At 67.9% G+C, this 26709-nt stretch carries 22 protein-coding genes; 17 read left to right on the top strand and 5 right to left on the bottom strand.

Annotated elements, in window-relative coordinates; genetic code table 11:
- Positions 1–113 precede the first annotated feature (113 nt).
- Positions 114–497, top strand: a complete 384-nt coding sequence (locus IEY07_RS07305) for a cold-shock protein (RefSeq protein ID WP_188894545.1) — start codon at positions 114–116, stop codon at positions 495–497.
- Between the two features lie 87 nt (positions 498–584).
- Positions 585–2096 (top strand): NCS2 family permease, encoded by a 1512-nt coding sequence (locus IEY07_RS07300; RefSeq protein WP_188894544.1) that lies wholly within the window; start codon positions 585–587, stop codon positions 2094–2096.
- Positions 2097–2120: 24 nt separating this feature from the next.
- Here IEY07_RS07300 and IEY07_RS07295 read toward each other — a convergent pair whose 3' ends face one another.
- A complete protein-coding gene (locus IEY07_RS07295; RefSeq protein WP_188894543.1) occupies positions 2121–2987 on the bottom strand; it encodes a PPK2 family polyphosphate kinase in 867 nt (288 codons plus the stop codon).
- Positions 2988–3123: 136 nt separating this feature from the next.
- Here IEY07_RS07295 and IEY07_RS07290 point away from each other — a divergent pair, with 136 nt between their 5' ends.
- Both IEY07_RS07290 and IEY07_RS07285 read left to right on the top strand, forming a co-directional pair.
- Positions 3124–4521: an MFS transporter gene (locus IEY07_RS07290; protein ID WP_188894542.1), complete on the top strand. Its 1398-nt coding sequence runs from the start codon at positions 3124–3126 to the stop codon at positions 4519–4521.
- Positions 4522–4534: 13 nt separating this feature from the next.
- Positions 4535–5326, top strand: coding sequence for a DUF3027 domain-containing protein (locus IEY07_RS07285; RefSeq protein WP_188894541.1), 792 nt, complete (start codon positions 4535–4537; stop codon positions 5324–5326).
- Between the two features lie 56 nt (positions 5327–5382).
- Here IEY07_RS07285 and IEY07_RS07280 read toward each other — a convergent pair whose 3' ends face one another.
- Positions 5383–5757: a hypothetical protein gene (locus tag IEY07_RS07280; protein WP_188894540.1), complete on the bottom strand. Its 375-nt coding sequence runs from the start codon at positions 5755–5757 to the stop codon at positions 5383–5385.
- A gap of 40 nt (positions 5758–5797) precedes the next feature.
- Between IEY07_RS07280 and IEY07_RS07275 the strand changes: the two genes are divergently transcribed.
- Positions 5798–6430, top strand: a complete 633-nt coding sequence (locus IEY07_RS07275; protein ID WP_188894539.1) for a DUF2461 domain-containing protein — start codon at positions 5798–5800, stop codon at positions 6428–6430.
- 272 nt (positions 6431–6702) lie between these two features.
- On the opposite strand, the gene IEY07_RS07270 is transcribed toward IEY07_RS07275, so the two are convergent.
- A complete protein-coding gene (locus IEY07_RS07270) occupies positions 6703–7938 on the bottom strand; it encodes an MFS transporter (protein WP_188894538.1) in 1236 nt (411 codons plus the stop codon).
- 200 nt (positions 7939–8138) lie between these two features.
- On the opposite strand from IEY07_RS07270, the gene IEY07_RS07265 reads away from it, so the two are divergent.
- From IEY07_RS07265 to IEY07_RS07250, 4 genes are all read left to right on the top strand, one after another.
- Positions 8139–8657 (top strand): MarR family winged helix-turn-helix transcriptional regulator, encoded by a 519-nt coding sequence (locus tag IEY07_RS07265; RefSeq protein ID WP_188894537.1) that lies wholly within the window; start codon positions 8139–8141, stop codon positions 8655–8657.
- 183 nt (positions 8658–8840) lie between these two features.
- The gene (locus tag IEY07_RS07260; protein WP_188894536.1) at positions 8841–9587 is read left to right on the top strand and encodes a phosphotransferase enzyme family protein; all 747 of its coding nucleotides are present in this window, start codon (positions 8841–8843) and stop codon (positions 9585–9587) included.
- Between the two features lie 197 nt (positions 9588–9784).
- A complete protein-coding gene (locus IEY07_RS07255; protein WP_229669817.1) occupies positions 9785–10261 on the top strand; it encodes a MarR family winged helix-turn-helix transcriptional regulator in 477 nt (158 codons plus the stop codon).
- A complete protein-coding gene (locus IEY07_RS07250; protein ID WP_229669816.1) occupies positions 10258–11757 on the top strand; it encodes an MFS transporter in 1500 nt (499 codons plus the stop codon). Before IEY07_RS07255 ends, IEY07_RS07250 begins: the two co-directional genes overlap by 4 nt.
- Positions 11758–11760: 3 nt before the next feature.
- On the opposite strand, the gene IEY07_RS07245 is transcribed toward IEY07_RS07250, so the two are convergent.
- Positions 11761–13068 carry an MFS transporter gene (locus IEY07_RS07245; RefSeq protein WP_188894535.1) on the bottom strand — a complete coding sequence of 436 codons (1308 nt, stop codon included), beginning with the start codon at positions 13066–13068 and terminating at the stop codon, positions 11761–11763.
- A gap of 118 nt (positions 13069–13186) precedes the next feature.
- On the opposite strand from IEY07_RS07245, the gene IEY07_RS07240 reads away from it, so the two are divergent.
- From IEY07_RS07240 to menC, 6 genes are all read left to right on the top strand, one after another.
- Positions 13187–14791, top strand: coding sequence for an amidohydrolase family protein (locus tag IEY07_RS07240; protein WP_188894534.1), 1605 nt, complete (start codon positions 13187–13189; stop codon positions 14789–14791).
- A gap of 64 nt (positions 14792–14855) precedes the next feature.
- Entirely contained in the window at positions 14856–16451 is a 1596-nt protein-coding gene (locus IEY07_RS07235) for a PucR family transcriptional regulator (RefSeq protein WP_188894533.1), read from the top strand.
- A gap of 105 nt (positions 16452–16556) precedes the next feature.
- A complete protein-coding gene (locus IEY07_RS07230) occupies positions 16557–18512 on the top strand; it encodes a S9 family peptidase (RefSeq protein ID WP_188894532.1) in 1956 nt (651 codons plus the stop codon).
- Positions 18513–18583: 71 nt separating this feature from the next.
- Positions 18584–19717, top strand: coding sequence for a M20 family metallopeptidase (locus tag IEY07_RS07225; RefSeq protein WP_229669815.1), 1134 nt, complete (start codon positions 18584–18586; stop codon positions 19715–19717).
- Entirely contained in the window at positions 19714–20526 is an 813-nt protein-coding gene (locus IEY07_RS07220; protein WP_188894531.1) for a GNAT family N-acetyltransferase, read from the top strand. Before IEY07_RS07225 ends, IEY07_RS07220 begins: the two co-directional genes overlap by 4 nt.
- Positions 20523–21641, top strand: coding sequence for an o-succinylbenzoate synthase (gene menC / locus IEY07_RS07215; RefSeq protein ID WP_188894530.1), 1119 nt, complete (start codon positions 20523–20525; stop codon positions 21639–21641). The genes IEY07_RS07220 and menC overlap by 4 nt, the downstream gene beginning before the upstream one ends.
- A gap of 84 nt (positions 21642–21725) precedes the next feature.
- On the opposite strand, the gene IEY07_RS07210 is transcribed toward menC, so the two are convergent.
- Positions 21726–22190 (bottom strand): HIT family protein, encoded by a 465-nt coding sequence (locus tag IEY07_RS07210; RefSeq protein WP_188894529.1) that lies wholly within the window; start codon positions 22188–22190, stop codon positions 21726–21728.
- Between the two features lie 128 nt (positions 22191–22318).
- Here IEY07_RS07210 and IEY07_RS07205 point away from each other — a divergent pair, with 128 nt between their 5' ends.
- Positions 22319–23197 (top strand): oxidoreductase, encoded by an 879-nt coding sequence (locus IEY07_RS07205; RefSeq protein ID WP_188894528.1) that lies wholly within the window; start codon positions 22319–22321, stop codon positions 23195–23197.
- A 107-nt stretch (positions 23198–23304) separates the two neighbouring features.
- On the top strand, positions 23305–26706 hold the full coding sequence (locus IEY07_RS07200) for a pyruvate carboxylase (protein ID WP_188894527.1): 3402 nt from the start codon (positions 23305–23307) through the stop codon (positions 26704–26706).
- Positions 26707–26709: the final 3 nt, after the last annotated feature.

Genomic DNA, 26709 nt, shown 5'->3' with positions numbered 1-26709 from the left:
GCTTGGCGGGCCCGGAATGCTCCGGGCCGAGTACGGCGTTGGATCCTGATGCCGGATTCGTACGGTGCCGTGGAAGGGCTGCGGCGCCGCGGCAAGCCACAAGTGAGGTAGCGGTGCCAACAGGCAAGGTCAGGTTCTACGACTCCGCCAAGGGGTTCGGATTCCTGAGCAAGGAGGAGGGCGGCGACGTCTACGTGCGCGCCAACGCGCTGCCTCCCGGCGTCACCACCCTCAAGCCCGGCCAGCGGGTGGAGTTCGGCGTGGTCGAGGGCCGCAAGGGTGAGCAGGCGCTCTCCCTGCGGTTGATCGACGCGCCGCCGTCGCTGGCCCAGCAGCGCCGCAAGTCTCCCGACGAGATGGCTGTGATCGTCGAGGATCTGATCAAGATGCTGGACTCGATCAGCAACGGCTACCGGCGCGGTCGGCATCCCGATGCCAGGATCGGCAAGAAGGTCGCCAGCGTGCTGCGCGGCGTGGCCGACGAACTTGACGTCTAGCCTCGTTCTGCCGGCGGTCGCGGGCACGTGTTGGGGATAGCTCGGGGATAGCCGACACCCGCGCCGGTGCCCTAGGATCCAGTGGCCATGGGAGCACCCACAGTGACCACGCCCGGGACGCCGGCGCAATCGTCCGGTGTGATCGATCGGTGGTTCGAGATCACGGCCCGCGGATCGACAGTCGCCCGCGAGATCCGCGGCGGCCTGGTGACCTTCTTCACCATGGCCTACATCCTGGCCTTGAACCCGTTGATCATCGGCACCGCCGCTGATCACAACGGTCACCTGCTGGGTGGTGCTCCGTGGAAGGACGCCGCCGGGCAGGTGATCAGTGCCAACGTCGGGCATTCGATCACCCTGGTCGCCGGTGCGACCGCGCTGGTTGCCGGGATCACCACGATCGCGATGGGGATCTTCGGTCGCTTCCCCCTCGGTCTGGCGACCGGCCTCGGCCTGAACGCGTTGCTGGCCTTCACCATCGCGCCGCAGATGACGTGGCCGCAGGCCATGGGGCTGGTCGTGATCGAGGGCATCGTGATCGCGATCCTGGTGCTCACCGGCTTCCGTACGGCCGTCTTCCGCGCTGTGCCGGCCTCGCTGCGCGCCGCGATCTCGGTCGGTATCGGCCTGTTCATCGCCTTTGTCGGGCTTGCCGATTCCGGTGTCGTTCGGGCAGGCAGCGGCACCTTGGTCCAACTCGGCGTGAACGGGTCACTGTCGGGCTGGCCGATGCTGGTCTTCGCCATCGGCCTGTTCACCGTCGCGGTGCTCCACATCCGCAAGGTGCGCGGGGCGATGTTGATCTCCATCGTCCTGGCCACCATCATCGCGGTGATCATCCAGGCGGTGGCGAACCTGCCTGCCCAGAGCAGTGATCATCCGACCGGCTGGGCACTCAACATCCCGACTCTCGGCAAGATCATCTCGGTGCCCGATCTCAGCCTGATCGGCCACGTCGACGTGTTCGGAGCCTTCATCGACGGCGGCATCGGCCGCTTCGTGCCGTTGGTGCTGCTGGTCTTCGCACTGATCCTGTCCGATTTCTTCGACACCATGGGCACCGTCGTCGCGATCGGCGCCGAGGGCGGCCTGCTGGACGAGCGTGGCAACCCGCCGCACCTGACCCAGATCCTGCTGGTCGACTCACTGGCTGCGGCCGCCGGGGGTGCCGGCTCGGTGTCGTCCAACACCACCTACATCGAGTCCGCATCGGGCGTCGGCGAGGGCGCCCGGACCGGGCTGGCCTCGGTGATCACCGGCCTGGCCTTCCTGGTGGCGATGTTCCTGGCGCCGCTGGCAGGCTTGGTGCCGTCCGAAGCGGCGACCCCGGCGCTGGTCTTCGTCGGCTTCCTGATGATGTCCCAGGTGACCAAGATCAACTGGTCGGAGTTGGAGGAGGGCCTGCCGGCCTTCCTGACGATCGCCCTGATGCCGTTCACCTATTCGATCACCAATGGCATCGGCGCCGGCTTCGTGATGTACGCGTTCCTCAAGATCGTGCGCGGCAAGGCCCGCAGCGTCCACCCGCTGATGTACGGCATCTCGATCGCGTTCCTGATCTACTTCCTGCAGGGATTGATCAACAGCTGGATCAGCTGATCGGCCCGCCGGCAGTCGCCGGGCTCAGTTGGGGGGAGCCAACCGCCGCTTGAGCTGCGGGATGTCCAGATCGGTCTTCGGGTAGCGCGGATCGAGATCGCGCAGAGTGTCCCGCAGCAGCACGCCGACGGCCCAGTTCCGATACCACTTGCGGTCGCTGGGAATCGCGTACCAGGGGGCGACCTCGGTCGAGGTCGCCGCCAGGGCTTCGGCGTACGCCTTCTGGTACTCCGGCCACATCCGACGCTCGGTGATGTCGTCGACGTTGAATTTCCAGTTCTTGGTCTCGTCGTCCAGCCGGGCCAGCAGTCGCTCGCGCTGCTCGTCGTAGGAGATGTTCAGGAAGCACTTGATCACTGTCGTCCCGGCAGCGACCAGTCCGGCCTCGAATTCGTTGATCGTCCGATAGCGGCGCAGCCGTTCGGCATCGTCGATCTGATCATGGACGACGGTGACCAGCACGTCCTCGTAGTGGGATCGGTCGAAAACCCCGATCATGCCCGGACCGGGCAGCTCCCGCTTGATCCGCCAGAGGAAATCGTGGGCCCGCTCCTCCTCGGTCGGTTTCTTGAAGGCGCGGATGTGCGTGCCCTCAGGCCCTACCAGCCCGACGACGTGGTCGATCACCCCGCTCTTGCCGGACGTGTCCATGCCCTGCAGCACCAGCAGCACCGACCGCTGCTCGCCGGCGACGCCGTCGGCGTAGAGCCGGGTCTGCAGGTCGACCAGTTCCGCCCCCAGGTCCTCCAGGGCGGCCAGCGACGCCTTGCGGCTGTCCGGGCCGGTGGTGATCTTGCGCGGCGAGTAGTCGGCCAGGTCGACCACACCGTCCTCGGGGTCGATCCGCAGCGCGCTGCGGAGGTTCTTGGTCGACGATGACTTCTTCGGCATGGCCGAAGCTTACGGTCCGGGGCCGGCGCGCTCGGCGGATCCGCTCGGCAACCGACACGGCAGCCGCCCTTCGTACGCATATTCTGAGGCCGTTGCTGCAGTGCAGGACCAGATCTCGAGCAGACGGGAGCGACGGGTGGACACCGACCGGGCGTCGACGGACCGCGAACACGGTGTCGGTCACGCCCTGGGCTCCGGGGTCAAGGGCGCGGGCCGGGGGATCGGCCATGGCATCGGCCACGGGCTGCGCCGGGTCGTCGACTACAGCGATTCCGGTGGCGCCGGGCCGACCGGGCTGGGCAAACTCGTACGGCTCGAATTCACCGACTCGGTCGGCGACGCGGCGGTCACCATCGCGTTGGCGGGCACCATCTTCTTCGGCACGCCGACCGACGAGGCCCGCCCGGAGGTGGCGCGCTTCCTGGCCATGACGATGGTGCCGCTGGCCATCCTGGCACCGCTGATCGGCCCGTTCCTCGACCGGTTCCGCTACGGGCGGCGCTGGGCGATCGGCATCTCGACGGCGCTGCGGGCATTCCTGTCCTGGGTGCTGGCCGGGGTCGTCCACGACCCCAATTCGGTCTGGCTGTTCGTCTGCGCACTCGGCGTGCTGGTCGCCAACAAGGCGAACACGGTCAGCCGCGCGGCGGCCGTACCGCGTTTGCTGCCCGAGGGTTTCACGCTGGTGAACGCCAACTCCCGGCTGTCGATGGCCAATGTCGTCGGGCTGGGGGTCGGCGGCATCCTCGGCGGTGCGCTGTCCCGGCTCGGACCGGACTGGGCCCTGCGGTTCGCCTTCGTGGTCTTCCTGGTCGCAGTCGGCCAGACCATCCTGCTGCCCGGACGGGTCGACTCGACCAAGGGTGAGAAGTCGGCGGGGGCGGTCTTCTGGCGCCGCAAACACGGACCGGGGGACCAGCGGCGGTTCCGGAACATGACCGCGCCGGTCCAGCTGGCGCTGCTGGCCAATCTGGGCGCCAAGCTGATGGGCGGCTTCCTGACCTTCTTCCTGGCGTTCCTGTTCCGCGACCACCCGCTCGGCTCGCTGCCCGCACTGGTGGCCCTGGGCATCGTGGTCGCCGCCTCCGGCGCCGGGAGCGCGATCGGGACGGTCGTGGGCAACCTGCTCAAGGACAAGCGGCCCGAGTTGATCGCACTGATCTTCCTGGGAATCGACGCCGCGATGGCCGTGGTGACCGCGGTCTTCTACTCGCCGCCGACGGTGATCGCGATGGGTTTCGTCGCCGGGCTGTCGACCCAGATGGTCAAGCTCGGCTACAACGCGCTGGTGCAGCGCGACGTCTCCGACGAGGTGCAGACCTCGGTCTTCGCCCGGTCGGAGGCGGTGTTCCAGATCTGCTGGGTCGCCGGTGGCTTCCTGGGAATCGCCTTGCCGCTGATCCCACATCTCGGCTTCGGCGTGGTGGCCGGTCTGCTGCTGGGAGTCGCGGTGCTGATCGTCATCCACTGGATCCGCACCCATCGGGCGGCGGCCGCCGAGGACGTGGGTTTCCAGACTCCCCAGGCGGGCTGACAGAATAGGGGTCATGGCAACTTCGGCACGTGCGCGCGCGGTGAAACTCGATTCGATCGCCGCCGGTGCAGTCGATCTCGCTCGGGATGCGGCGCTTGAGACCGCCGGAGTGCTCGGCGTCGGCGAGTATCTGGGCAACCAGGCCGAGGCTGAGCGGGTCGTCAGCCATCACTTCGCCTGCCCGCACCCGGGTTACCGCGGCTGGCACTGGTCGGTGACCGTCACCCGGGCTTCCCGGGCGCGTACGGCCACGGTCGACGAGGTCGTGCTGCTCCCCGGCTCCGACGCGCTGCTGGCCGAGCACTGGGTGCCGTGGGTCGAGCGGGTGCAGCCGGGCGATGTCGGCCCGGGGATGTTGATGCCGGCGCCGGACACCGACCCGAGGCTGGAGCCGGGCTACACCGGTGGCGAGGACGCTGCCGACGCCGATCCGGCGGAGGCGGCGATCATCCGCTCGGTGGTGTCGGGGTTGGGGCTCGGCCGCGAGCGGGTGCTGTCGGTCGAGGGCCGTGACGAGGCCGCCGAACGCTGGCTCACCGGCGATGGCGGGCCCGACAACCCGCTGAGCAAGCAGGCCCCGGCGACCTGCGTGACCTGCGGTTTCTTCGTACGGCTGCGCGGACAGCTCGGTCGCGAGTTCGGGGTCTGCGCCAACGCCTACTCACCCTCGGACTCCCGGGTGGTGACCATCGACCATGGTTGCGGCGCGCATTCGTCGGTGCCCGAGCCGGAGCGCGCCAAGGAACTGCCGGCGCCGGTCTGGGACACCATCGCCTGGGACGAGACCGGCGGTCTCTTCGACTGAGGCTTCCGGTCCGGAGAGATGTATCGGCTGGGGGACTTCGGCTGATTCCGCGCGGCTCACCAGCGGCGGTAGGCCTCGTAGGCGGCCCGGAACTCATCCTCGGTCAACGGCCACTCGACCCCGGCGCGGGGCAGTTGCTGAAGCTGCGGCAGCAGCGTCGCGCTCCAGTTGAACAGGCCGCCGCGCCAGTGCTTCCTGATCAGCTTGCCCGGGCGAGTGGTTCTGAACCTGCCGTCGTGGTGCTCGATCAGACCCGCCTGCAGCAGGGCGCCGAGGGACGAGGCCAGCTGGTCGCGGGTGGGGATGTCGTGGTTGATCGCGTCCGCGGAGCCGATCAGGCCGGAGAGCGTGCTGCCCCGACGCCCGCTCGAGGTCGCCGCCAGGATCCAGGCGTCGGCATGGCTCCACGGTCCCTGCTCGCGGTCCGGCACGGGTCCAGCGTACGGACGCCGGGAGTTTAGGCTGGGGCGGGTGACCTTCGAGGGCTTCCCGGCTGCCGCACTGGACTTCTACGACGATCTGGAGATCGACAACTCGCGAGCGTTCTGGGATGCCAACAAGCACGTCTACATCGAGTCCGTGCTGGCGCCGATGAAGGCGATCGTGGCCGAGATGGAGCCGGAATTCGGCAAGGCGAAGATCTTCCGGCCCTACCGTGACGTCCGGTTCTCCGGGGACAAGACTCCGTACAAGACTCATCAGGGAGCTTTCCTGCCCCGGGCTGAGGAGACCGGCTACTACCTCGAGGTCTCGGCCAGGGGCGTACGGATCGGTGCCGGTTTCTACCACGCCTCGCCCGAGCGGCTGGCCGGCTACCGCGAGGCGGTCGCCGAGAACGGCAGCGGGCGGCAGCTGTCCCGGATCGTCAACAAGCTGAGGTCGGCCGGTTTCGACATCGGCGGCGACCGGCTGAAGACCCGGCCGCGAGGCGTCGAGCCGGACCATCCGCGGCTCGAGCTGCTCCGGCACCGGTCGCTGGTCGCCGGGCGGATGCTCGGCTTCGACCCGGTGATCCACAGCGCCGAACTCACCGAGGTCGTCCGCGCCGACTTCCGTGCCTTCGGGCCGCTGGTCGACTGGGTCGTCAAGCACACCGCGAGCTAGCCATGAGGAGCGGCCGGCTTCCCGGCCGATCCGAGGAGGGCATCGACCCGTTCCGCTTCAGTTCGTGCGGCCTCGCTTCAGTTCGTGCGGCCTCGCTTCAGTTCGTGCGGCCTCGCTTCAGTTCGTACCGCCCCCGCTTCACGCCCGTACCCGCGCTTCGCGGCGAACGGGAGCGAGGGGACGGAGCTGAGGCGAGAACGTTCCCGCTCCAGTTCCTACCGCTCCTCGCTCCAGTTCGTACCGCTCCTGCTCGTTCGTACCGGCTGAATCGGCTACGCGGCGGTGACCAGGGCCGGCCGTCGGGTGGCCGAGGACAGGCTCGTCCGGAGCCGTACGGCCGCGATCACGGCGACCAGGCTGATCGCGATGTTGACGCCGATGAAGACGTTGCTCAGACCAGCGCCGAGGGTGGCACCGGCGATCATCGGGCCGAGCGTCGATGCGCCGGTCTGCAGCGCCGTGAACAGCCCGAGCGTGGAGCCGACCATCCCACTCGGCGCCAGACCGGCGATCAGCGGGTTGAGAACCGGGGCGAACAGGGTCTCTCCGACCGCGAAAATGCCGAAGGTGCTCAGGAAGATGATCGGCGCCAGGGTGTGCAGTCCGGCAGCAGCACCGAGCAGCGTCCAGGCCAACACCCAGATGCCGCCGACGATCATCAGCAGGACCGCTGCCGACCGCTTGGCGGTGAAGCGGATGACGACGACCTGCAGCGCGAGGATCACCGCGCAATTGAGCGCCGCGGCGATTCCGACCGCCCGGGCGTCAACACCGAGCACGGTCAGCCCGTACGCCGGCAGCCCGCTCTCGAACTGGGCGTTGTAGGCCAGGGCCAGGCCGATGCTGATGATTGCGGTCAGTACCAGCGGCCGCGAGGACCTGATCATCGAGAACGCCTGCCGGGCACCGACCGACAGTTCGTCGGTGTTCACGGCGCTGCCGCTGAGGATCTTGTCGCCGCGGGCGGCCGCCACGATCAGCAGCCCGGACAACGCGAAACCGGCGCCGGCCATCAGGAACGCGGGGAGCATGCCGTCCGGGCGGTCGAGATGGACCAGGAAGCCGGCGACGAAAGAGCCGATCCCCATGCCGAGGGCCTGGCCGCTGGCGATCCAGGCGAAGACCTTGCGTCGGTCGCCGGCACCCGGGGCCCAGCGCAGCGCCAGCACCGACTGGGCCGGTGTTCCGCCGGACAGTCCGAAGCCGAAGGCGGCCATACCGGCCAGAAAGGTGGTCGGGCTGTCGGCAAGGATCAGCGAGAACGCGCCCGCCGCCGCGATCGAGCGGGCGGCCAGGGAGACCAGGACGGGAGAGTACCGGTCGGCGAGCCGGCCACCGAGCGGGGCGGCCAGCAGGGCACCGACCGAGAAAAGGCTGGACGCCGCCGCACCGACCATGCCGCCCCAGCCGCGGGTGGTCGCAGCGTACGCATACTGATACGGCAGCACCGTGCCCCAACCCAGCATGGCAACGGCAGCGGCGATGATCAGCAGGACTGCGCGGCGCACGACGGACCCCCTCAGGACGTGACGAATCTGGCGTAACGAAACCCGACCCCCAGATGCCCGGGGCCGGGTCGTTGGTTGACCTATGGAGAAGATTTCGACCGACAAGATTTCGGTCTGCAAATCTTCGATATCGAAATATTACCACGTCAACCAACCCGGTCCCGCCTCGCGGTCGGGCCGGACCTGCCAGGATGGCCCTGATGGCCAGGGCAAAGCGCAGGACGCTGACCGATGAGTACCGGGAGGCGGTCGCCAGTTATGTGGCGGCCGGTGCCGACGAGCAGGTACAGCGGGTGATCACTGCCGTCGGTCGGTTGAGCAAGCGACTGGACCAGTGGTACGACAATCAGCTGGCAGATCTCAACGTCTCCTCCGGTGAGTGGGCCGTGCTCAGCGAGTTGGCCCGACGCGACGGCGAAGCGATGACCCCGAGCCAGTTGGCCACGGCGACCGACGTTGCGGCCTCGTCGATGACGCACCGGCTCGACGGTCTGGTGCAGCGGGGTCTGGTGCAGCGGGAGGCGGACCCGGGCAATCGGACCCGGGTCCTGGTCAGGCTGTCCGACGAGGGCTGGGAGTTCTTCGCGGCCGCGATCCGGGAGGCCAATGTGGTCGAACGCGATGTCGTGGCGCCGCTGACCGAACGCCAGACCCGCGAGCTCGCCGGTCTGCTGGAGCGGCTGATCGAAGGCCTGGATGCAGCCGACAGCAACGACTGATCGACTGGGTTGTCGAACGTGGGCTGGTCGATCTGCCAGGACTTGATCGATTATCCGGGAGTGCGCAATCCAGCAACGTCAAACCACGGTCTGGGATCGCCGACGCCGTGCTGGCGCGGCCCGGTCCCAGTGCGGTTGGTTATCTCGTTGAGGGCTTCGTCAGCCTGCGCGAGGATGTGTCGGATGGGATGGGATGCACTCAGGCATTGGGGCGACGACGTCGTACGCGGCGAACGGCTGACCGGCGGAGCCGGCGTCAACGAGGTGTGGACCGTCCGCGTCCGGGGGCATCACGCAGTCGCTCGTCTCGGCCGACGCAGCGACGCTGATCTGGCGTGGGAGACCGATCTGCTGCGACGCCTGGATGCGGAAGGAATGCCAGTGCCGACGCCTATCCCGACCAGGGACGGCCGGCTCTTCGTCGACGGGCTGGTGGTGATGACCTACTTGGAGGGAGGACCGCCGGAGACCGAAGCGGACTGGCGTCGCGTTGCCGAGGCACTCCGCCGGCTGCATGCGCTCACGCAGGGTTGGCCCCGACGCCCGGGCTGGCGATCGTCGACCGACCTTGTCCGCGCCGGGACCGGGACGAGGGTCGACCTCGACGCGATGCCGCCGGAGGGCGTCGTTCGATGTCGGGCGGCGTGGGCGCGACTCATCGGCCGGACGACGTGCGTCGTCCACGGCGACCCCAACCAGCGCAACATTCGCATGACCGCGGATCGCGTCGCGATGATCGACTGGGACGAGTCGCACGTCGATGTTCCCGACCTCGATCTGGCGCTGCCACACAACGCCGCAGGTCTGGACAACGACGCGTACGACATCGCAGCGCAAGCGCGGGCCGCGTGGGAGGCCGCCGTCTGCTGGGATCCCAGCGGGACCGACCAGTTCGCAGTCAAGCGGCTCGCCGAGGTTCGAGCGATCTGAACCCGGCCGCTGGTTTTGTGACCGAGGATGGCCTGCTCGAGGGCGACACGCCACGTGGGACTGATCGTCGGTCACAGGATCAGCGGATGCGGAGCGGCCCGTCGTTTCGAGGCCCCTACGCGGGGCCGTAGCTGCGGGGCGCGCAGGGAGATGCTTAGCATTTGTAATTAGCAGTGCTAAGGATTAGGCTTACCTCAGTGACCACACGTGATGTCGAGACGGTCGGCCCCGTCACCAGCACCCGGGATCTGCGCAGCAACGCCGGTCTCGCAGCTGGCCTACGGCCGGCGTTGTTGCGGCTCGCACGTCGGTTGCGTCAGATGCGCGACGAGTCCCTCGACCTGACCTCCAACCAGCTGTCGGCGATGAGTGTGCTGTTCAACAACGGCGACCTGCTGATGGGGGAGCTCGCCGCGCGCGAGTTGGTCCAGCCGCCGTCGATGACCCGGATCGTCAACGAACTCGAGCGGCGCGGTTACGTCCTGAGATCGGGCGATCCGCAGGACAAGCGCCAGGCGCGGGTGTCGTTGACCGACACCGGACGCCAGGTGCTGTTGGCCAACCGCAAGCGACGCAACGACTGGCTGGCCCGACGGCTGGCAGAGCTCAGTCCCGAGGAGCGCGAGGTCCTGCGCAAAGCCGTACCGATCCTGGAGAAGGTGAATCAAGCGTGACCCAAGCGTCCTCGACGCTTCCCGACCCGTCCGGCGAGCTGTCGCCGCAGAATCCTGATCACAACCCGGATCCAGACCTGGATTCCGACGACCTGGCAGCGGACTCGAATCCGCCGGAGCCCGGTTTCGCCGAGCCCGGCACCTCGGTCGCCCAGGCCGACGATGCCGACGATCCCTCTGATGTTGCCTCCCGCGCGCGGCGCCGGCGCCGGCTGCCGAGCCTGAGCTCGGCCGCCAGCACCTTCGCCGCGCTGGGAATCCGCAACTACCGGATCTACTTCTTCGGCGCGCTCTTCTCCAACATCGGCACCTGGATGCAGCGGGTGGCCCAGGACTGGCTGGTCCTTGAGCTGTCCCACGGCTCCGGCTTCGCCGTCGGCCTGACCACGGCGCTGCAGTTCCTGCCGATGCTGCTGATGACGCCGTACGGCGGTGTGATCGCCGACCGCTTCGACAAGCGCACCATCCTGAGGATCACCCAGACCTGGATGGCGCTGTCAGCCGGAGCGCTGGGCATCATGGCCGTCGCCGGGGTCGCCCAGGTCTGGGAAGTGTTCGTGCTGGCCTTCGTCTTCGGCATGGGCACCGCCTTCGACAACCCGGCCCGGCAGGCCTTCGTCTCCGAGGTCGTCGGCCGCGACCGGCTGCCGAATGCGATCGGGCTCAACTCGACCAGCTTCAACGCCGCGCGGTTGATCGGTCCGGCGGTCGCCGGCCTGGTGATCGCCGGATTCGGCACCGGCTGGGCGATCCTGGCCAACGCCATCAGCTACCTGTCGATGATCGTGGCGATCACCCTGATCGACCCGAAGCGACTGCAGAAGTTCGACCGGCCGCCACGCGCCAAGCGCCAGATCCGGGAGGGATTCGCCTACATCCGCCAGCGCGGCGACATCATGCTGGTGATGGGCACGGTGTTCTTCATCGGAACCTTCGGCCTGAACTTCCAGATGACCTCGGCACTGATGGCCCAGCAGACCTTCCACAAGGGTGCCGGCCAGTACGGCATCCTCGGAACGATCATGGCGATCGGCTCGCTGATCGGCTCGTTGATCGGCGCCCGCCGCAAGACCAAGCCGCGGATCCGGTTCGTGATCACGATGGCGCTGGTCTTCGCCGCGATCGAGATCATCGTCGGGATGATGCCGACCTTCTGGAGCTATGCGGCGCTGTTGCCCTTCATGGGCCTGGCCTCACTGCTGACATTGAATTCGGCCAATATGAGCGTCCAGATGGGTGTCGACCCGAAGCTGCGCGGCCGGGTGATGGCGATCTACATGATGCTGATGCAGGGCGGTACGCCATTGGGCTCGACCTTCCTCGGTTGGGTCGGCCAGGTCTTCGGTGCCCGCTGGACCTTGATCGGCGGTGGCGGGCTGGCGTTGATCGGCGTGCTCGTCTCGGCCGCGATCCTGAGCCGCCGCGGCGGTGTCCGGGTCAGCCCGGAGGTCACGCTGCGACCGCTGCACCTGGGGCTTCGTACCCACACCCGATGATCATCAGTTGCCGCCGACCGCCACTGCCTCGTCCGTGTCGGCGAAACCACCCTCGAGCCGGTGATTGCGGCGCAGCTGCGACGTGAGGATCCGCGGGGTCTGGGGCACGATCAGCGCCATCACCAGAGCCAGCGCCGCACCGCCGACCGGGAACAGGAAGGCAGCGGAGTAGCTGAATCGGTCGACCAGGAAACCCATCGCCACCGGCGCCAGGACGCCCGCAAGCTGACCGCCGAAGTTGATCGTTCCCGAAGCCGATCCGGTGAAGCGCCCGTTCAGAGCCTTGAGCGGAACCGACATCACCGGCATGAAGGCCAGGCCGAAGCAGCCCACACCGACACACTCGAAGATGATGAAGGCAGTCAGCGACGGCGAGTACGCCATCGCCAACAGTGCGGCACCCCCGACCGCCATCGCCGGCGCGACGCTGAGCCGCGGTCGGCCACCGAGTCGGTCAGACAGCCGGCCGCCGGCCATCGTCGCCAAGCCGCCGACCACGGGCGGAATCGCCAGCAGGACAGCAGAACCGCTCAGGCTCAGCCCTCGCGCCTCCTCCAGATAGGACGGCATCCAGGTGTTGATTCCCCAGCCGATGATGTCCAGGCCGAAGAACATCGCCACATAGAGATAGATCTGCGGGCTGGCCAAGATCGCCCATGGCCTGGCCTTCGGCAGTTCAGCCTCCGGGGCGGGTGCCGACTCGACCACCGCCGCCTGGTCGCGGCCCGGCAGCAGCAACAGCAGGATGATCAACATCACGACGCCTGCGATCGCCGACACCCCGAAGCCGGCCCGCCAGCCGATCGCTGCGATCAGTGGTACGGCGACCAACGGGGCGACCGCTGCACCGAAGTTGTTGGAGCTGAGCATCACGCCGTTGGCCAGCATGCGCTCCCGCGGGGTGGTCCGCTCCGCGATCGCCTTCATCGAAGCGCCGGGGAAGATCCCTTCGCCGATGCCGAAGAGGATTCGGATCGCGATCATCGCGCCGAAGCTCCAGGCGGCGGCTGTCAGCCCGGTGAAGACCGACCAGATGATCATCGCAGCGGCGACCACGTTCTTGGTGCCGAAGCGATCGGCCAGCATGCCACCGGGCAACTGGGAGAATGCGTAGGCGAAGAAGAAGGCGGAGACGATCAGTCCTTCCTCGGTGTGGTTCAGACCGAATGTCTTGCCGACATCAGGGAGGGCGATGGTCATGATCAGGCGGTCGAAGTAGTCGATCAACCAGGTGAAGAAGAGCAGGCCGGTGGTGATCTTGGCCACCCGGGACATCTGTGCCCGGGCCGGCGCCGTCGAGGAGTCGCTCATAGCCGTTCAGCCTTGTCGACCGTACGGCCGGCTGCCTTTGGTCAGACGACCAAAGTGTCGTACGGCTCTTTGGTCGGACGGCTGGCCCGCGCGCCGGTCCGGCAGTCCATCATGAGGTATGCCCGCCGACCCCACATCCCTGCCCAGCACCTCCGTGCCCAGCACATCCCTGCCCAGCGGCGACACCCGGTTCGACACTCTGATCATCAACGGCCGGATCATCGACCCGGCGAATGATCGCGACGAGGTCGGTGCCATCGGCATCACCGACGGCAGGATCAGCTATGCCGGGCCGGTTGGAGATCAAGCTGTCGATCGGGCCCGTACTGTGATCGACGCGACGGGCCTGGTGGTAGCGCCAGGCTTCATCGACATGCACAGCCATGCGCAGACGATCAACGGCGCCCGACTGCAGGCGCTCGACGGGGTGACGACAGCGCTCGAGCTCGAAGGCGGTGCGCTGCCGGTCAGCGACTTCTACCGCTATTCCGAGGAGACCGGCCGTCCGATCAACTACGGATACTCGGCCTCCTGGGCTTCGGCCAGGATGCAGGTCCTGGACGATGCGACAGTGATCAGCCCGCTCGCCGATTCCGACTTCCGACTGGGCCTGAGCATGTTCAGCAAGTACCAGGACGGTCCGCGCTGGCGCGGGCCGGCCGATGCCCGCGAGGAGGCGATGATCATCGACCGAGTACGCGGCCAGGTCGCCGACGGCGCCATCGGCATCGGCGTCCTGCAAGGCTATGTACCGGATTCCGAGATCGCCGAGCAACATCATCTGGCCGAGCTGGCGGCTGAGGCGGGACAGCCGATGTTCGTGCATTCCCGGTCGATGGCTGCGGTCGGCCCGGGCAACGCCCTTGATGCCGTACGCGAGTTGATCGACAGCTCGGAACAGTCGGGGGCGCCGATCCACCAGTGCCACATGAATTCGACGTCCGGGCACCTGGCGGACCGAGTGGCCGAGGAGCTCACGGCCGCCCAGCAGCGCGGCGTCCGGTTGACCACCGAGGCCTACCCGTACCACGCCGGCTCGACCGTGATCGGCGCCGCCTTCATCGATCCTGATCAGCTCGAGCGCCAACGCATGACTCCGCGCTCGGTGATCTATCTCGCCACCGGCGAGCGGGTCGCCGACGAAGGTCGGCTGCGCGAGCTCCGCGCGGCCGATCCCGGTGGTCTGTGCGTGCTGGAGACATTCGATCTTGAGGACCCGAAGCAGGTGTCGCTGCTGATGGCTGCCGTCACCTATCCGGGCGGCGCGATCGCCTCTGACGCGATGCCGATGACCTACGTCGGTCCCGTCGACGGCCGCGAGCTCGGCATCCGGGCGTTGACCGAGGACGTCTGGCCGATCCCGCCGGGCATGATCGCCCACCCGCGCAGCACAGGCTGTTTCGCCCAGGCATTGAGCTGGGTGGTTCGTGATCTTGGTGCGATGAGCCTGACCGAGATGATCAGGCGGAGCACGGTCGTACCGGCCACGATTCTGGAACAGGCGGCGCCGGCGCTGGCCCGCAAGGGACGACTGGGGATCGGGGCCGACGCCGATGTGACGATCTTCGATCCGGCGACCGTACGTCCGGGCGGCGACTACCAGCATTTGGGGCCCTCGGTCGGATTCCGGCATGTGATCGTCGGCGGTGTTTCCGTCGTCAGCGACGGCGAGCTGGTCCCGAGTGCGTTCCCCGGCCGGCCGATCAGGGGATCCGCGGGCTGACCCTCGCGGTGCCGGTTGTCCCACTCGTGTGGTCGTCCGGAGTCGGCGCTAGGGTGGCCGGATCATGGGTTCGGCCACCATCGGGCGATTGCTCGACCGCCTCGGGTACACCCTGCTGCGTGCTGTCGAAGACGGTCTCGACCGGAGCGCGCCGGTGGACGGGGTCTGCTTCTACGATCTGCTGGAGCCGACACCACTGCCGCCGCGCACTCTCGTGCTGGGCAACGTCGCCGCTGACACCGACCTCGCCGTCCGGATGATCAAGGAAGCCGGCCGTGACGGCGCGACGGGTGTCGTGCTGCGCGACCGGCTGAGCGCCGAGGACGAGATCCGCTCTGCTGCCAGGCAGGCGGGCGTGATCCTGCTCGACCTGGTCCGTGGTGCTTCCTGGCTGCAGCTGGCGAGCATGATCAACTCCGTGTTGCCCGGCGCTGCCTTGGACGTCGGTCCGTCGGCTGATCAGAACGGTCCCGATCTCTTCGATCTGGCTGACACCATCGCTCACCTGACGGGCGGGCCGGTGACGATCGAGGACCTCGGCTCGGTGATCGTCGCCTACTCGGCGGACCAACATCAGGCCGATGTCGCTCGCCAGGAGAGCGTGCTGGGACACCAGGTGCCGTCGGAGTATTCGGCGCCACTGGTCGAAGCCGGAGTCTTCGCCAGCATCTACGCCTCGGCAGAGCCGGTGTTCGTCCCTTCGATCGCACCCGGGGTGCGACCACGCGTGGCGATCCGTCTCGAGGTTGGCGGGGAGGTGCTCGGGTCGATCTGGGTCGTCGTCGACAAGCCGCTGAACCAGCACCAGCGCCGCGCGCTCTGCGAGGCGGCCGGGGTGGTCTCACTGTCACTGTTGCGCCGCCGTACCGGAGCTGATGCGGCGCGCCGGATCCGGTCCGAACAGATGGCGGTCGTGCTCGACGGCGGCCCGGGCGGCCGGGACGCGGCGCTGCGGATCGGCTTCCCGCTCGGATCGCTGGTCGTGCTGGCCTTTGCGGTCCCGCCCGAGTCCGCGCACCCGGCAGCAGACCTGGAGCGGCTGGCGAGCTCCGTGCAGATGTATCTGAGCGCCGCCCATCCGTCGGCCAGGTCCGCAGTGCTCGACGAGACGGTCTACGTGGTTCAGCCGCTGCGCGAACCGGACCAGCCGAAGATCGCCGTCGAGCTCGCCGAGGAGTTCAGCCGGCGGATCCGGACGCTGATCAAGCCGCTGGTCGGGATCGGCTCTCCGGTCAGCAACATCGAGCGGGTCCACCGGTCGCGTACGGATGCCGATGCCGTGCTGCGGGTGCTGGCCGATCGCTGTCGTTCTCCACGGAGCAGCGCGCAGCGGATCGCGACCGTGGACCGGGTGCACACCGAGATCCTGCTGCACAGATTCCGTGATCATCTGGTCCGCGCCGACGAGCCGTTGCGGGGTCCGCTGCTGTCCTTGATCGAGTACGACGCTGCGCACGATGCCGGACTGGTGGACACCCTGGAGGCCTGGCTGGAATCGTTCGGCGACGTGCTCGGTGCCTCGAGGGCCCTGCACATCCACAAGAACACCTTCCGCTACCGGCTCCGGCGGTTGACCGAGATCGCCGGAGTGGATCTCGGCGACCCCGACACCCGCCTCGGACTGATGCTGCAGCTGCGGGTCTACCGGTCGGAGATCTGAGGCGCCGATTCGGCGTCGGCGTGTTGGCGCGACGGCCGACGACCGGAGCGGATCTTTGGACGATCGGCTAAGGCGGGAACGCTGCGCTCGGGCCATCCTGGTTGTATGACCGACTCGCCGGCGCTGCGGCCGCTGATCATCGACGACCTCTATCGGATCCAGACGCCGACCTCACCCACGATCACTCCGGACGGATCCCGCGCGGTCTACGTCCTGCAGCGCAGCGACCGCGACTCCGACTCCAACCAGACACTCCTGTGCAGCGTCGGACCCGGACATCCGGCGGCGCCGCTGACCGACGGCCCGGCGGACTCCAGCCCCGCCGTCTCACCGGACGGCCGCAGCGTTGCGTTCCTGCGCACGACCGACGGCGTGCCGCAGCTGGCCGTGGTGTCGATCGACGGCGACCAGGTGCGGACGATCACCGACCTGGCGTTGGGAGCCGGATCCCCGCACTGGTCGCCGGACGGCTCGCTGATCGTTTTCTCCGCCCCGGTGGAGCCCGAGGGCCGCCAGGAGAACGCGCCGATCGTTGCCGACCGGCTCAATTTCAAGGCCGACGGCACCGGCCGGTACGGGGCCCGGACGACCCACGTGCATGCGGTCGAGGTGGCGACCGGAGCCGTACGTCGGCTGACCGCCGGTGACTGGCACGCCGGGACCCCCGTGGTCTCACCGGACGGGACCATGATCGCCTTCACCGCCCGGGCCGAGCCGGATGCCGATCTCGAGATGACCTCGTGTGCCTATGTGCTGCCGCTCAGCGGTGGTGAGCCGGAACGGATCGGGCAGACCCGTTTTGTCGGCGGGCCGTTGCTGTGGCTGGCCGACAGCGATGCGGTGGTGGCGGTCGGCCGTGCGGACGAGCAGATCGGCAACTCCCGGCTGATCGTCCTGGATCTCGGCGGCGCGCCGGATCGCGATCTGACGGCGGCGTTGGACCGCAATGTGATGCCCGGCGGTTCGGCGGCCTACCCGGGCGCGGCGCCGGCGCTGACTCCGGACGGCCGGGAGATCATCTTCTGTCTGCGGGATCGTGGCTGGACCCATGCGTATCGCATTCCGGTGACCGGCGGACCGGCCGAGCCGTTGCTGACCGGCGATCAGCAGGTGGTCAAGGGACTGGCGGTCGCCGCAGGCGCTGCAGTAGCCGTCGCGGTGGTCGCCGATGACCAGTCCTTCGGTGAGATGATCTTCGTACGGCTCGGCGACGGCGGCCGGCAGCCGGTCACCCGGCTGACGATGGAATCCCTGGACGGTACGGCCCCGCTGCCTTTCGAGCAGCGGCTCTTCACGATCAGCGACGGAACAACGGTGCATGGCTGGCTGCTCCGTCCGCCGGGTCTGGAGGGTCCCGCCCCTCTGCTGCTGGATGTGCACGGCGGCCCGCACAACGCCTGGACCGGTGTCGCCGACGCCGTGCATCTCTACCAGCAGGTCCTGGCCGGGCGCGGCTGGAACGTGCTGATCCTCAATCCCCGCGGCTCCGACGGCTACGGCGAGGACTTCATGCGGGCCGTGGTCGGCGGTTGGGGAGCGGCAGACCGTGCGGATTTCATCGAACCGATCGATCAGCTGATTGCCGAGGGTCTGGTCGACCCGGACCGGGTGGCGATCACGGGTTACAGCTACGGCGGCTTCACGACCTGTTATCTGACCGCGCACACCGATCGATTCGCCGCGGCCATCGCCGGCGGTGTGGTCTGCGATCTGAACGCTCAGCTCGGCGCCTCCGATCTCGGCCTGGAACTCACCTCTGTCTTCGGCGGTGCGGACCCGGTGACCGACCAGGAGAAGCTGATCGCCGCGTCACCGATCGGTTCGGTGGGCAAGGTGACTGCCCCCACTCTTCTGCTGCACGGTGCCGAGGATCACCGGTGCCCGGTCAACCAGGGTGAGCGATGGTTCGGCGCGCTCCGAGCGCAGCGGGTGCCGACCAGTCTGGTGATCTATCCCGGGGGTGCGCACGGCTTCGTGATCAGCGGTCCGCCCTCGCACCGGTCCGACTACAACCATCGGGTGGTCGATTGGCTTGATCGCTACATGCCCGAATTGCCGTAGGGTCGGGCCGGAGCCGCAGCTGCACGAGATGCGGTGGGATGAGACGCGCGGATGAGAAGGATGATGATCACGTGACAGAACTGGTGAGTCGGGCCGAGCAGGCGCTGGACGAGTTGATCAAGGACATCGAAGCGCTGGTCCGGCTGGAGTCGCCGTCGAGTGATCTTGATGCGCTGCGCCGCAGTGCTGATCTGGTCACCGAGATCGGGACCCGCTATCTGGGCGTCGGCCCCGAGCGGATCGAGATCGACGGACGGCCGCACCTGGCCTGGCGATTGGGCGACGGGCCGCGTCGGGTGATCGTGCTGGCCCACCACGACACGGTGTGGCCGGTCGGCTCCTGGGGCGACGATCCGTGGAGCCTGGTCGACGGGGTGATCCGCGGGCCCGGCTGTTTCGACATGATCACCGGAATTCTGCAGGCCATGCTCGGGATCCGGCTGCTGGTCGAGGACGGCGTCGACGTCGACGGCCTGACCCTGCTGGTCACCGCCGACGAGGAGATCGGCTCGCCGACCTCGCGAGCCTTGATCGAATCCGAGGCTCAGGGATGTACTGCCGCCTTCGTGCTGGAGGCATCGGGCCCGGGCGGGGCCTTGAAGACCGAACGCAAGGGAACCTCCAACTACTTCGTCAATGTCGTCGGGCGCGCGGCCCATGCGGGTCTCGAACCGGAGAAGGGTGTCAACGCCGGGGTCGAGCTGGCCCACCAGGTGCTGGCGATCAACACCCTCGGTGATCCGGACCTCGGCACAACGGTGACCCCGACGGTGCTGTCGGCGGGTACGACCACCAACACCGTGCCCGCCAAGGCACGGATCAGCGTCGACGTCCGGGTGCGCACGATCGACGAACAACAGCGCGTGGACGAGGACTTCGGCCGCCTGCACGCGGTGCTGCCCGGCGCAGTGCTCGAGGTCGAAGGCGGACCGAACCGGCCGCCGTTGCAGGCTTCGGCATCGCAGGACCTTTTCGCGCGAGCACAGGAACTGGCCGCGGCAGCGGGGCTGGACGCCCTGGAATCGATCGCCGTCGGGGGAGCCTCGGACGGCAATTTCACCGCAGGCGTGGGGATTCCGACCCTGGACGGACTCGGCGCCGTCGGCGGCGGAGCGCATGCCGACGACGAGCACGTGATCGTGGACAGGATCCCTGGCCGTACGGCACTGCTCGCGATCTTGATCAAGGACCAGCTCTCCGCGTGACGACGATCCGGATGCTGCACTCGTTCGAGGAGGTCTCGGCCGTCGGCGCACTGCTGGCCGACATCTGGGACGCGCCACCGGAGCAGCCGCCGATCGACCTGTCGATGGTGCTGGCGCTGGCGCACAGCGGCGGCTACGTCGTCGGCGCCTACCAGGACGGCGACCTCGTCGGTGCCAGTGTCGGTTTCGTGGGTGGCCAGGACCGTGACGAGCTGCACTCGCACATCACCGGGGTGCGTAAGGACCGGATGTCGACCGGCATCGGCTTCACGATCAAGCAGCACCAGCGCAACTGGGCTCTCGAGCGCGGCCTGACGACGATCACCTGGACCTTCGACCCGCTGATCGCCCGGAACGCCTACTTCAACCTGACCCGGCTCGGCGGCCGGATCGCGGAGTACCTGATCAACTTCTACGGCCCGATGGACGACGGCCTCAATCTCGGCCAGCCGAGCGACCGGGCCTTCGTCCGCTGGGATCTTGCGGCAGAGCGGACGCCTCCGGCAGCGCCGGTCGGTCCGGCCCGGGTGATCCTGGACCGTGCACCGGATGGATCTCCGGTGTGGCACGGCGAGCTGATCGCCGACGATCCGGTGGAGTTGATCATCCCCGCCGACATCGAGACGATGCGGCAGCAGGACCCGGCGCTCGCGCTGCGGTGGCGGCTGGCACTGCGGCATGCGATCACGGCGCTGCTCGACGAAGGCTGGGCCGTCACCGGATTCCGGCGGGGTGGCGGATTCCTCGTCGCCCCCTGGGCCCGTATGAAGACCATCACGCAAGAAGATCGCGACGAAAGAAGACCATGAAGATCGATGAGCTGATCCTGCACACTGTTTCGATGCCGTTGGTGGCACCGTTCACGACCTCCTTCGGCACCCAGACCGTCCGGACCGCGCTGATCCTCGAGCTGCACGCCACGGCTGCGGACGGGGCACCGCTGGTCGGTTGGGCCGAGTGCGTGGCGGACGAACATCCCTTGTATTCCGGCGAATTCCTGCCGGCCGCCAAGATCGTGATCATCGATCATCTGCTGCCGCGGCTGCGCGACGTCGAGGTGACCGCGGAGACCGTCGGCCATCTGTTGCGCGTGGTCGTCGGTCACCGGATGGCCAAGGCCGCGGTCGAGATGGCCGTGCTCGATGCCCAACTGCGCGGCCAGGGTGTCTCACTGGGCTCGTACTTCGGTGCTGTCGTCGACCGGGTGCCGTCGGGGGTCAGCGTCGGGATCCAGCCGACGACCGAGCAACTGCTCGACGTCGTCGGCGGCTATCTCGACCAGGGCTACGTACGGATCAAGCTCAAGATCGAACCAGGACGCGATATCGAGCGAGTGCGGGCGGTCCGCGAACGATTCGGCGACGACGTGCTGCTGCAGGTCGACGCCAACGCCGCGTACACCCTGGTCGACGCGCCACTGCTGCGCCGACTGGACGAATTCAACCTGCTGCTGATCGAGCAACCGCTGGGTGAGGAGGACCTGCGCCAGCACGCGGCACTGGCCCGGCAGATGAGCACGCCGATGTGTCTGGATGAATCGATCACCTCGGCAGAGGCCGCCGCTGCGGCGATCGCCCTCGGCGCCGCAGCGGTGATCAACATCAAGGCCGGCCGGGTGGGCGGCTACCTCGAGGCCAGGCGGATCCATGATCTCGCCCGCGCCAACGGCATCGCGGTGTGGTGCGGCGGGATGGTGGAGACCGGCGTCGGCCGGGCAGCAAACGCAGCGCTGGCCGCGCTGCCGGGCTTCACCCTGCCCGGTGATATCTCCGGCTCGGATCGCTTCTACACCAAGGATCTGACCGAGCCGTTCGTCATGCAGGACGGCTATATCCAGGTGCCGACCGGGCCCGGCCTGGGCGTCGAGCCGCTTCCGGACGCGCTGGCCGAATTCTCCATCGACACCACGCCGGTCGTCATCTGACTCGAGCCCGTCAACGATGAATCACCAAACCCCGAGCTAACTCATGATCCAGGCGCTCAGATCATGAGTTGGCTCGGAGCCTGGTCATCGGACCAAGGCTGCCTTGAGTCGATCGGCGTAGGGCCGCCGTTCCTCGGCTGAGACGAAGCCGGGCAGCGGGCTGGTGCTGTAGAGATGATCACCGGCATAGCGCGGGAAGACGTGCACATAGAAGTGCCAGACATCCTGGCCGCCTGCCGGCTCGTTGTGCTGACGGGTTGATACGCCGTCGCAGGCGTATGAGTCGCGCATCGCAACGGCAACCTGCTGGACAAGATCATGAACCGCATGTCCGAATCGGGCCGGAATCTCGTACAGGTTCTCCGTATGCAGACTGGGCACGACCAGCGCATGTCCCGGGTTGTTCGGCCACCAGCGGTTGGAGATCAACGCCACTGCGTCGGATCGGGCGCTGACCAGGCCCGGATCGACAGTTGCCGGCTCCGCAGATTCTCGGATCACCCGGCAGAACGGACAGTCATATCCGAGTGGTTCGTGACTGTAGGTCATAAGCGGAGCGTACGAGCTGACGGTGGCCCTGGTGATCCCAGGTTGGCCAGGCAGCTTGTCCCGTGACCGGCTTCGGGCAAGGCTGGGATCGTGCCCACACCACGGTGGGCGCGGTGCGGAAGGAATCCATGTCATCAACCACTGTTCGCGGCAATCTCCCCGGAGGCACCTACCGGCTCGGTGATCTCGAGGTCACCCGGGTCGGCTACGGGGCGATGCAACTGGCCGGTCCCGGGGTCTTCGGCCCACCGAAGGACCGGGATGCGGCGATCGCCGTGCTGCGCAGGGTCGTCGAGCTCGGCATCAACCACATCGACACCTCCGACTACTACGGTCCGTATGTCACCAACGAGGTCATCCGCGAGGCGCTGTATCCCTATCCGGACGATCTGCGCATCGTGACCAAGATCGGCGCCCGGCGGGACGCCGAAGGCGGCTGGCCCGAGGCGAGGAGCCCTGAGGAGCTTCGCCAGCAGGTGCACGACAATCTCGACCGGCTCGGGCTGGACGCCCTGGACGTGGTCAACGTCCGGGTCGGCGGTTTCCAGGCGGCCGAGCCCGGTTCGATCGCCGAGCAGGTCGAGACGGTGGCCGAGTTGCAGCAGCAGGGCCTGGTCAAGCACATCGGCCTGAGTACGATCAACGCCGAGCAGCTGGCCGAGGCCCAGCAGATCGCCCCGGTGGTCTGCGTACAGAACTTCTACAACATCGCCCATCGTGCTGACGACGATCTTGTCCGGTCGACGGCCGAACAGGGCATCGCCTTCGTGCCGTACTTCCCGCTGGGTGGATTCTCCAGGCTGCAATCCGACGAGCTGGATGCCATCGCGGAACGTCTGGACGCCACGCCGCTGGCCGTTGCGCTGGCCTGGCTGCTGCAGCGGTCGGAGAATATCCTGCTGATCCCCGGTACCTCGTCGGTCGCCCATCTGGAGGAGAACGTGGCCGGCGCCGGACTGCAGCTGCCGGCCGATGTGATCACCGAACTCGACGCTCTGGGCGGCTGACCAGGACCCGAGCCCAGGACGTGGGCCGAGTGGTGTCGGACCGGGTCGCGTCGGCCGGGTGCGACGCCACTGACGGGATCCAGAGCCGGACCTATTAGATTCTCCCCATGTTCTCCAAGGTCCTGGTCGCCAACCGTGGTGAGATCGCGGTCCGCGCCTTCCGTGCTGCCTACGAACTCGGCGCACAGACGGTTGCGGTCTATCCGTACGAGGACCGCAATGCGGTTCACCGGATCAAGGCCGACGAGGCGTACGAGATCGGCGAGCGCGGTCATCCCGTCCGGGCCTACCTGGACATCGACGGCATCATCCGGGCTGCGGTCGACAGCGGCGCCGACGCGATCTATCCGGGCTACGGTTTTCTGAGCGAGAACCCGGATCTGGCCCGGGCGTGCGATGCCGCCGGGATCACCTTCATCGGCCCGCCGGCCGATGTGCTGGAGCTGGCCGGCAACAAGGTCCGGGCGATCGGAGCTGCCCGGGCGGCCGGCATCCCGACCTTGAAGTCGACCCCGCCGTCGGACGACGTGGAGGAGCTGGTCGCCGGGGCCGAGGAGGTCGGCTACCCGGTCTTCGTCAAGGCGGTCGCGGGCGGTGGCGGCCGCGGCATGCGTCGGGTCGACGAGCCGGGCCAGCTCCGCGACGCCTTGGACCAGGCGATGCGGGAGGCGGACAGCGCCTTCGGTGATGCGACGGTCTTCATCGAGCAGGCGGTCAGCAGGCCGCGACATATCGAGGTGCAGATCCTGGCTGACAAGGCTGGCAACACGATGCACCTCTTCGAGCGGGACTGTTCGCTGCAGCGCCGGCACCAGAAGGTGATCGAGTTGGCGCCGGCGCCCAACATCAGCGACGAGCTGCGCGCGGCATTGACCGGCGACGCGGTGAAATTCGCCGAGTCGCTGCACTACTCCTGCGCCGGCACGGTCGAATTCCTGGTCGAGACCGAGGGGCCCCGCGCCGGTCAGCACGTCTTCATCGAGATGAACCCGCGGATCCAGGTCGAGCACACCGTGACCGAGGAGATCACCGGTGTCGACCTCGTCCAGTCTCAGATGCTGATCGCCTCCGGGTCGACCCTCGAAGATCTCGAGCTGTCCCAGGACCGGGTCACCATCACCGGCGCCGCGCTGCAGTGCCGGATCACCACCGAGGACCCGGCCAACGGCTTCCGCCCGGACACCGGGATCATCACCGCCTACCGGTCGGCCGGCGGAGCAGGCGTACGACTCGACGGGGGCACCGCGGACACCGGCGCCGAGGTCAGTGCGCATTTCGACTCGATGTTGGTCAAGCTGACCTGTCGTGGCCGGAACTTCGCGACCGCCGTGGCCCGTGCCAGGCGGGCGCTCGCCGAATTCCGGATCCGCGGCGTGAGTACCAACATTCCTTTCCTGCAAGCGGTTCTGGACGATCCGGAGTTCCTGGCCGGCAACGTCGCGACCAACTTCATCGAGACCAGGCCGGAGTTGTTGAACGCCCGCACTCCGGGTGATCGCGGCACCAAGCTGCTGCGCTATGTTGCCGAGATCACGGTCAACAAGCCCAACGGCAACAGGCCGACGCTGCTGGACCCGGGGGAGAAGCGGCCGGCGGGCGTTGATCTTTCGGTGCCGTCGCCGCACGGCTCCCGGCAGCGGCTTCTCGATCTTGGTCCGGCCGGTTTCGCTGCGGAGCTGCGGAGTCGGACGAACGTCGAGATCACCGATACCACGTTCCGGGATGCCCACCAGTCGCTGCTCGCGACCCGGGTGCGGACCAAGGACCTGCTGCGGATCGCGCCGTACGTCGGCCGGATGACGCCGGAGCTGTTCTCGGTGGAGTGCTGGGGCGGAGCGACCTACGACGTGGCGCTGCGGTTCCTGCACGAGGATCCTTGGGAACGTCTTGCTGCGTTGCGCTACAACATGCCGGGACTGGCGCTGCAGATGCTGCTCCGCGGCCGCAACACCGTCGGCTACACGCCGTATCCCGAGAAGGTCACCCGGACCTTCGTGCAGCAGGCCGCCGAGACCGGGATCGACATCTTCCGGATCTTCGACGCCCTCAACGACGTCGAGCAGATGCGGCCGGCGATCGAGGCGGTGCTCGAGACCAATACCACGGTCGCCGAGGTCGCGCTCTGCTACACCAGCGACCTCAACGATCCGAATGAGCCGACCTACACCCTCGACTACTACCTGCGGCTCGCCGAGCAGGCAGTCCAGGCAGGGGCGCACATCCTGGCGATCAAGGACATGGCCGGGCTGTTGCGGCCGCCGGCCGCCGCCCGGCTGGTGTCAGCATTGCGGGAGCGGTTCGATCTTCCCGTGCACCTGCACACCCACGACACCGCGGGTGGCCAGATCGGCACTCTGCTGGCGGCGATCGATGCCGGGGTCGACGCGGTCGATGTGGCCAGTGCCCCGATGTCGGCAACGACGAGTCAACCTCCTGCGTCGGCCCTGGTCGCCGCGCTGGCACACACCGAGCGGGAGAGCAACCTCGACCTGCGCAAGGTGATGGACCTGGAGCCGTACTGGGAGGCGGTCCGCCGGATCTACGCGCCCTTCGAGTCCGGCCTGCCGAGCCCGACCGGCCGCGTTTATGATCATGAGATCCCGGGCGGTCAGCTGTCCAACCTGCGTCAGCAGGCGATCGCGCTGGGTCTCGGGGAGAAATTCGAGCAGATCGAGGCCATGTACGCCGCGGCCAACAAGATCGTCGGCCGCCCGACCAAGGTCACGCCGTCCTCCAAGGTCGTCGGTGATCTTGCCCTGCACCTGGTCGCGGTGGGCGCCGATCCGAAGGACTTCGAGGAGAATCCGGGCAAGTACGACATCCCTGATTCGGTGATCGGCTTCCTGGCCGGTGAGCTCGGTACGCCGTCGGCCGGCTGGCCGGAGCCCTTCCGTACCAAGGCGCTGGCGGGTCGCAAGGTCCCGGTCCGCGAGGAGACGTTGAGCTCCGAGGACGAGACGGCGCTGGACAAGGGCGGCCGGGTTGCCCAGGACGCCCTCAACCGGCTGCTCTTCCCGGGGCCGACCAAGGATTTCCTGGCGGCTCGGGACGCCTACGGCGATGTCGGACGGCTGGACACCGCGGACTTCCTCTACGGGCTGCAGGCCGAGACGGAGCATGTGGTTCGGATCGGTCGCGGAGTCAGCGTGATCCTCGGGCTGGAGGCGATCGGCGAGGCGGACGAGAAGGGCATGCGCACCGTGATGTGCACGCTCAATGGCCAATTGCGCCCGATCCGGGTCCGGGACAATTCGATCAAGGTCGACATCAAGGCGGCGGAGAAGGCCGATGCAGGCAACAGCGGTCATGTCGCAGCGCCGTTCTCCGGTGTGGTCAGCCTGCGGGTCGCCGAGGGCGACACGGTCGAGGCCGGAGCCACCGTGGCGACGATCGAGGCGATGAAGATGGAGGCGGCGATCACCGCGCCTCGGGCCGGAACCGTACGACGGCTGGCGATCGGTCCGGTGCAGCAGGTCGAGGGCGGAGATCTGGTGATCGTCCTCGGCTGATAG

It is taken from the genome of Microlunatus endophyticus, assembly GCF_014646195.1.
Classification (GTDB): Bacteria; Actinomycetota; Actinomycetes; order Propionibacteriales; family Propionibacteriaceae; genus Microlunatus; species Microlunatus endophyticus.
The sequence above is the reverse complement of the archived record's forward strand: the minus strand, read 5'-3'. Positions and strand labels throughout refer to the sequence as shown.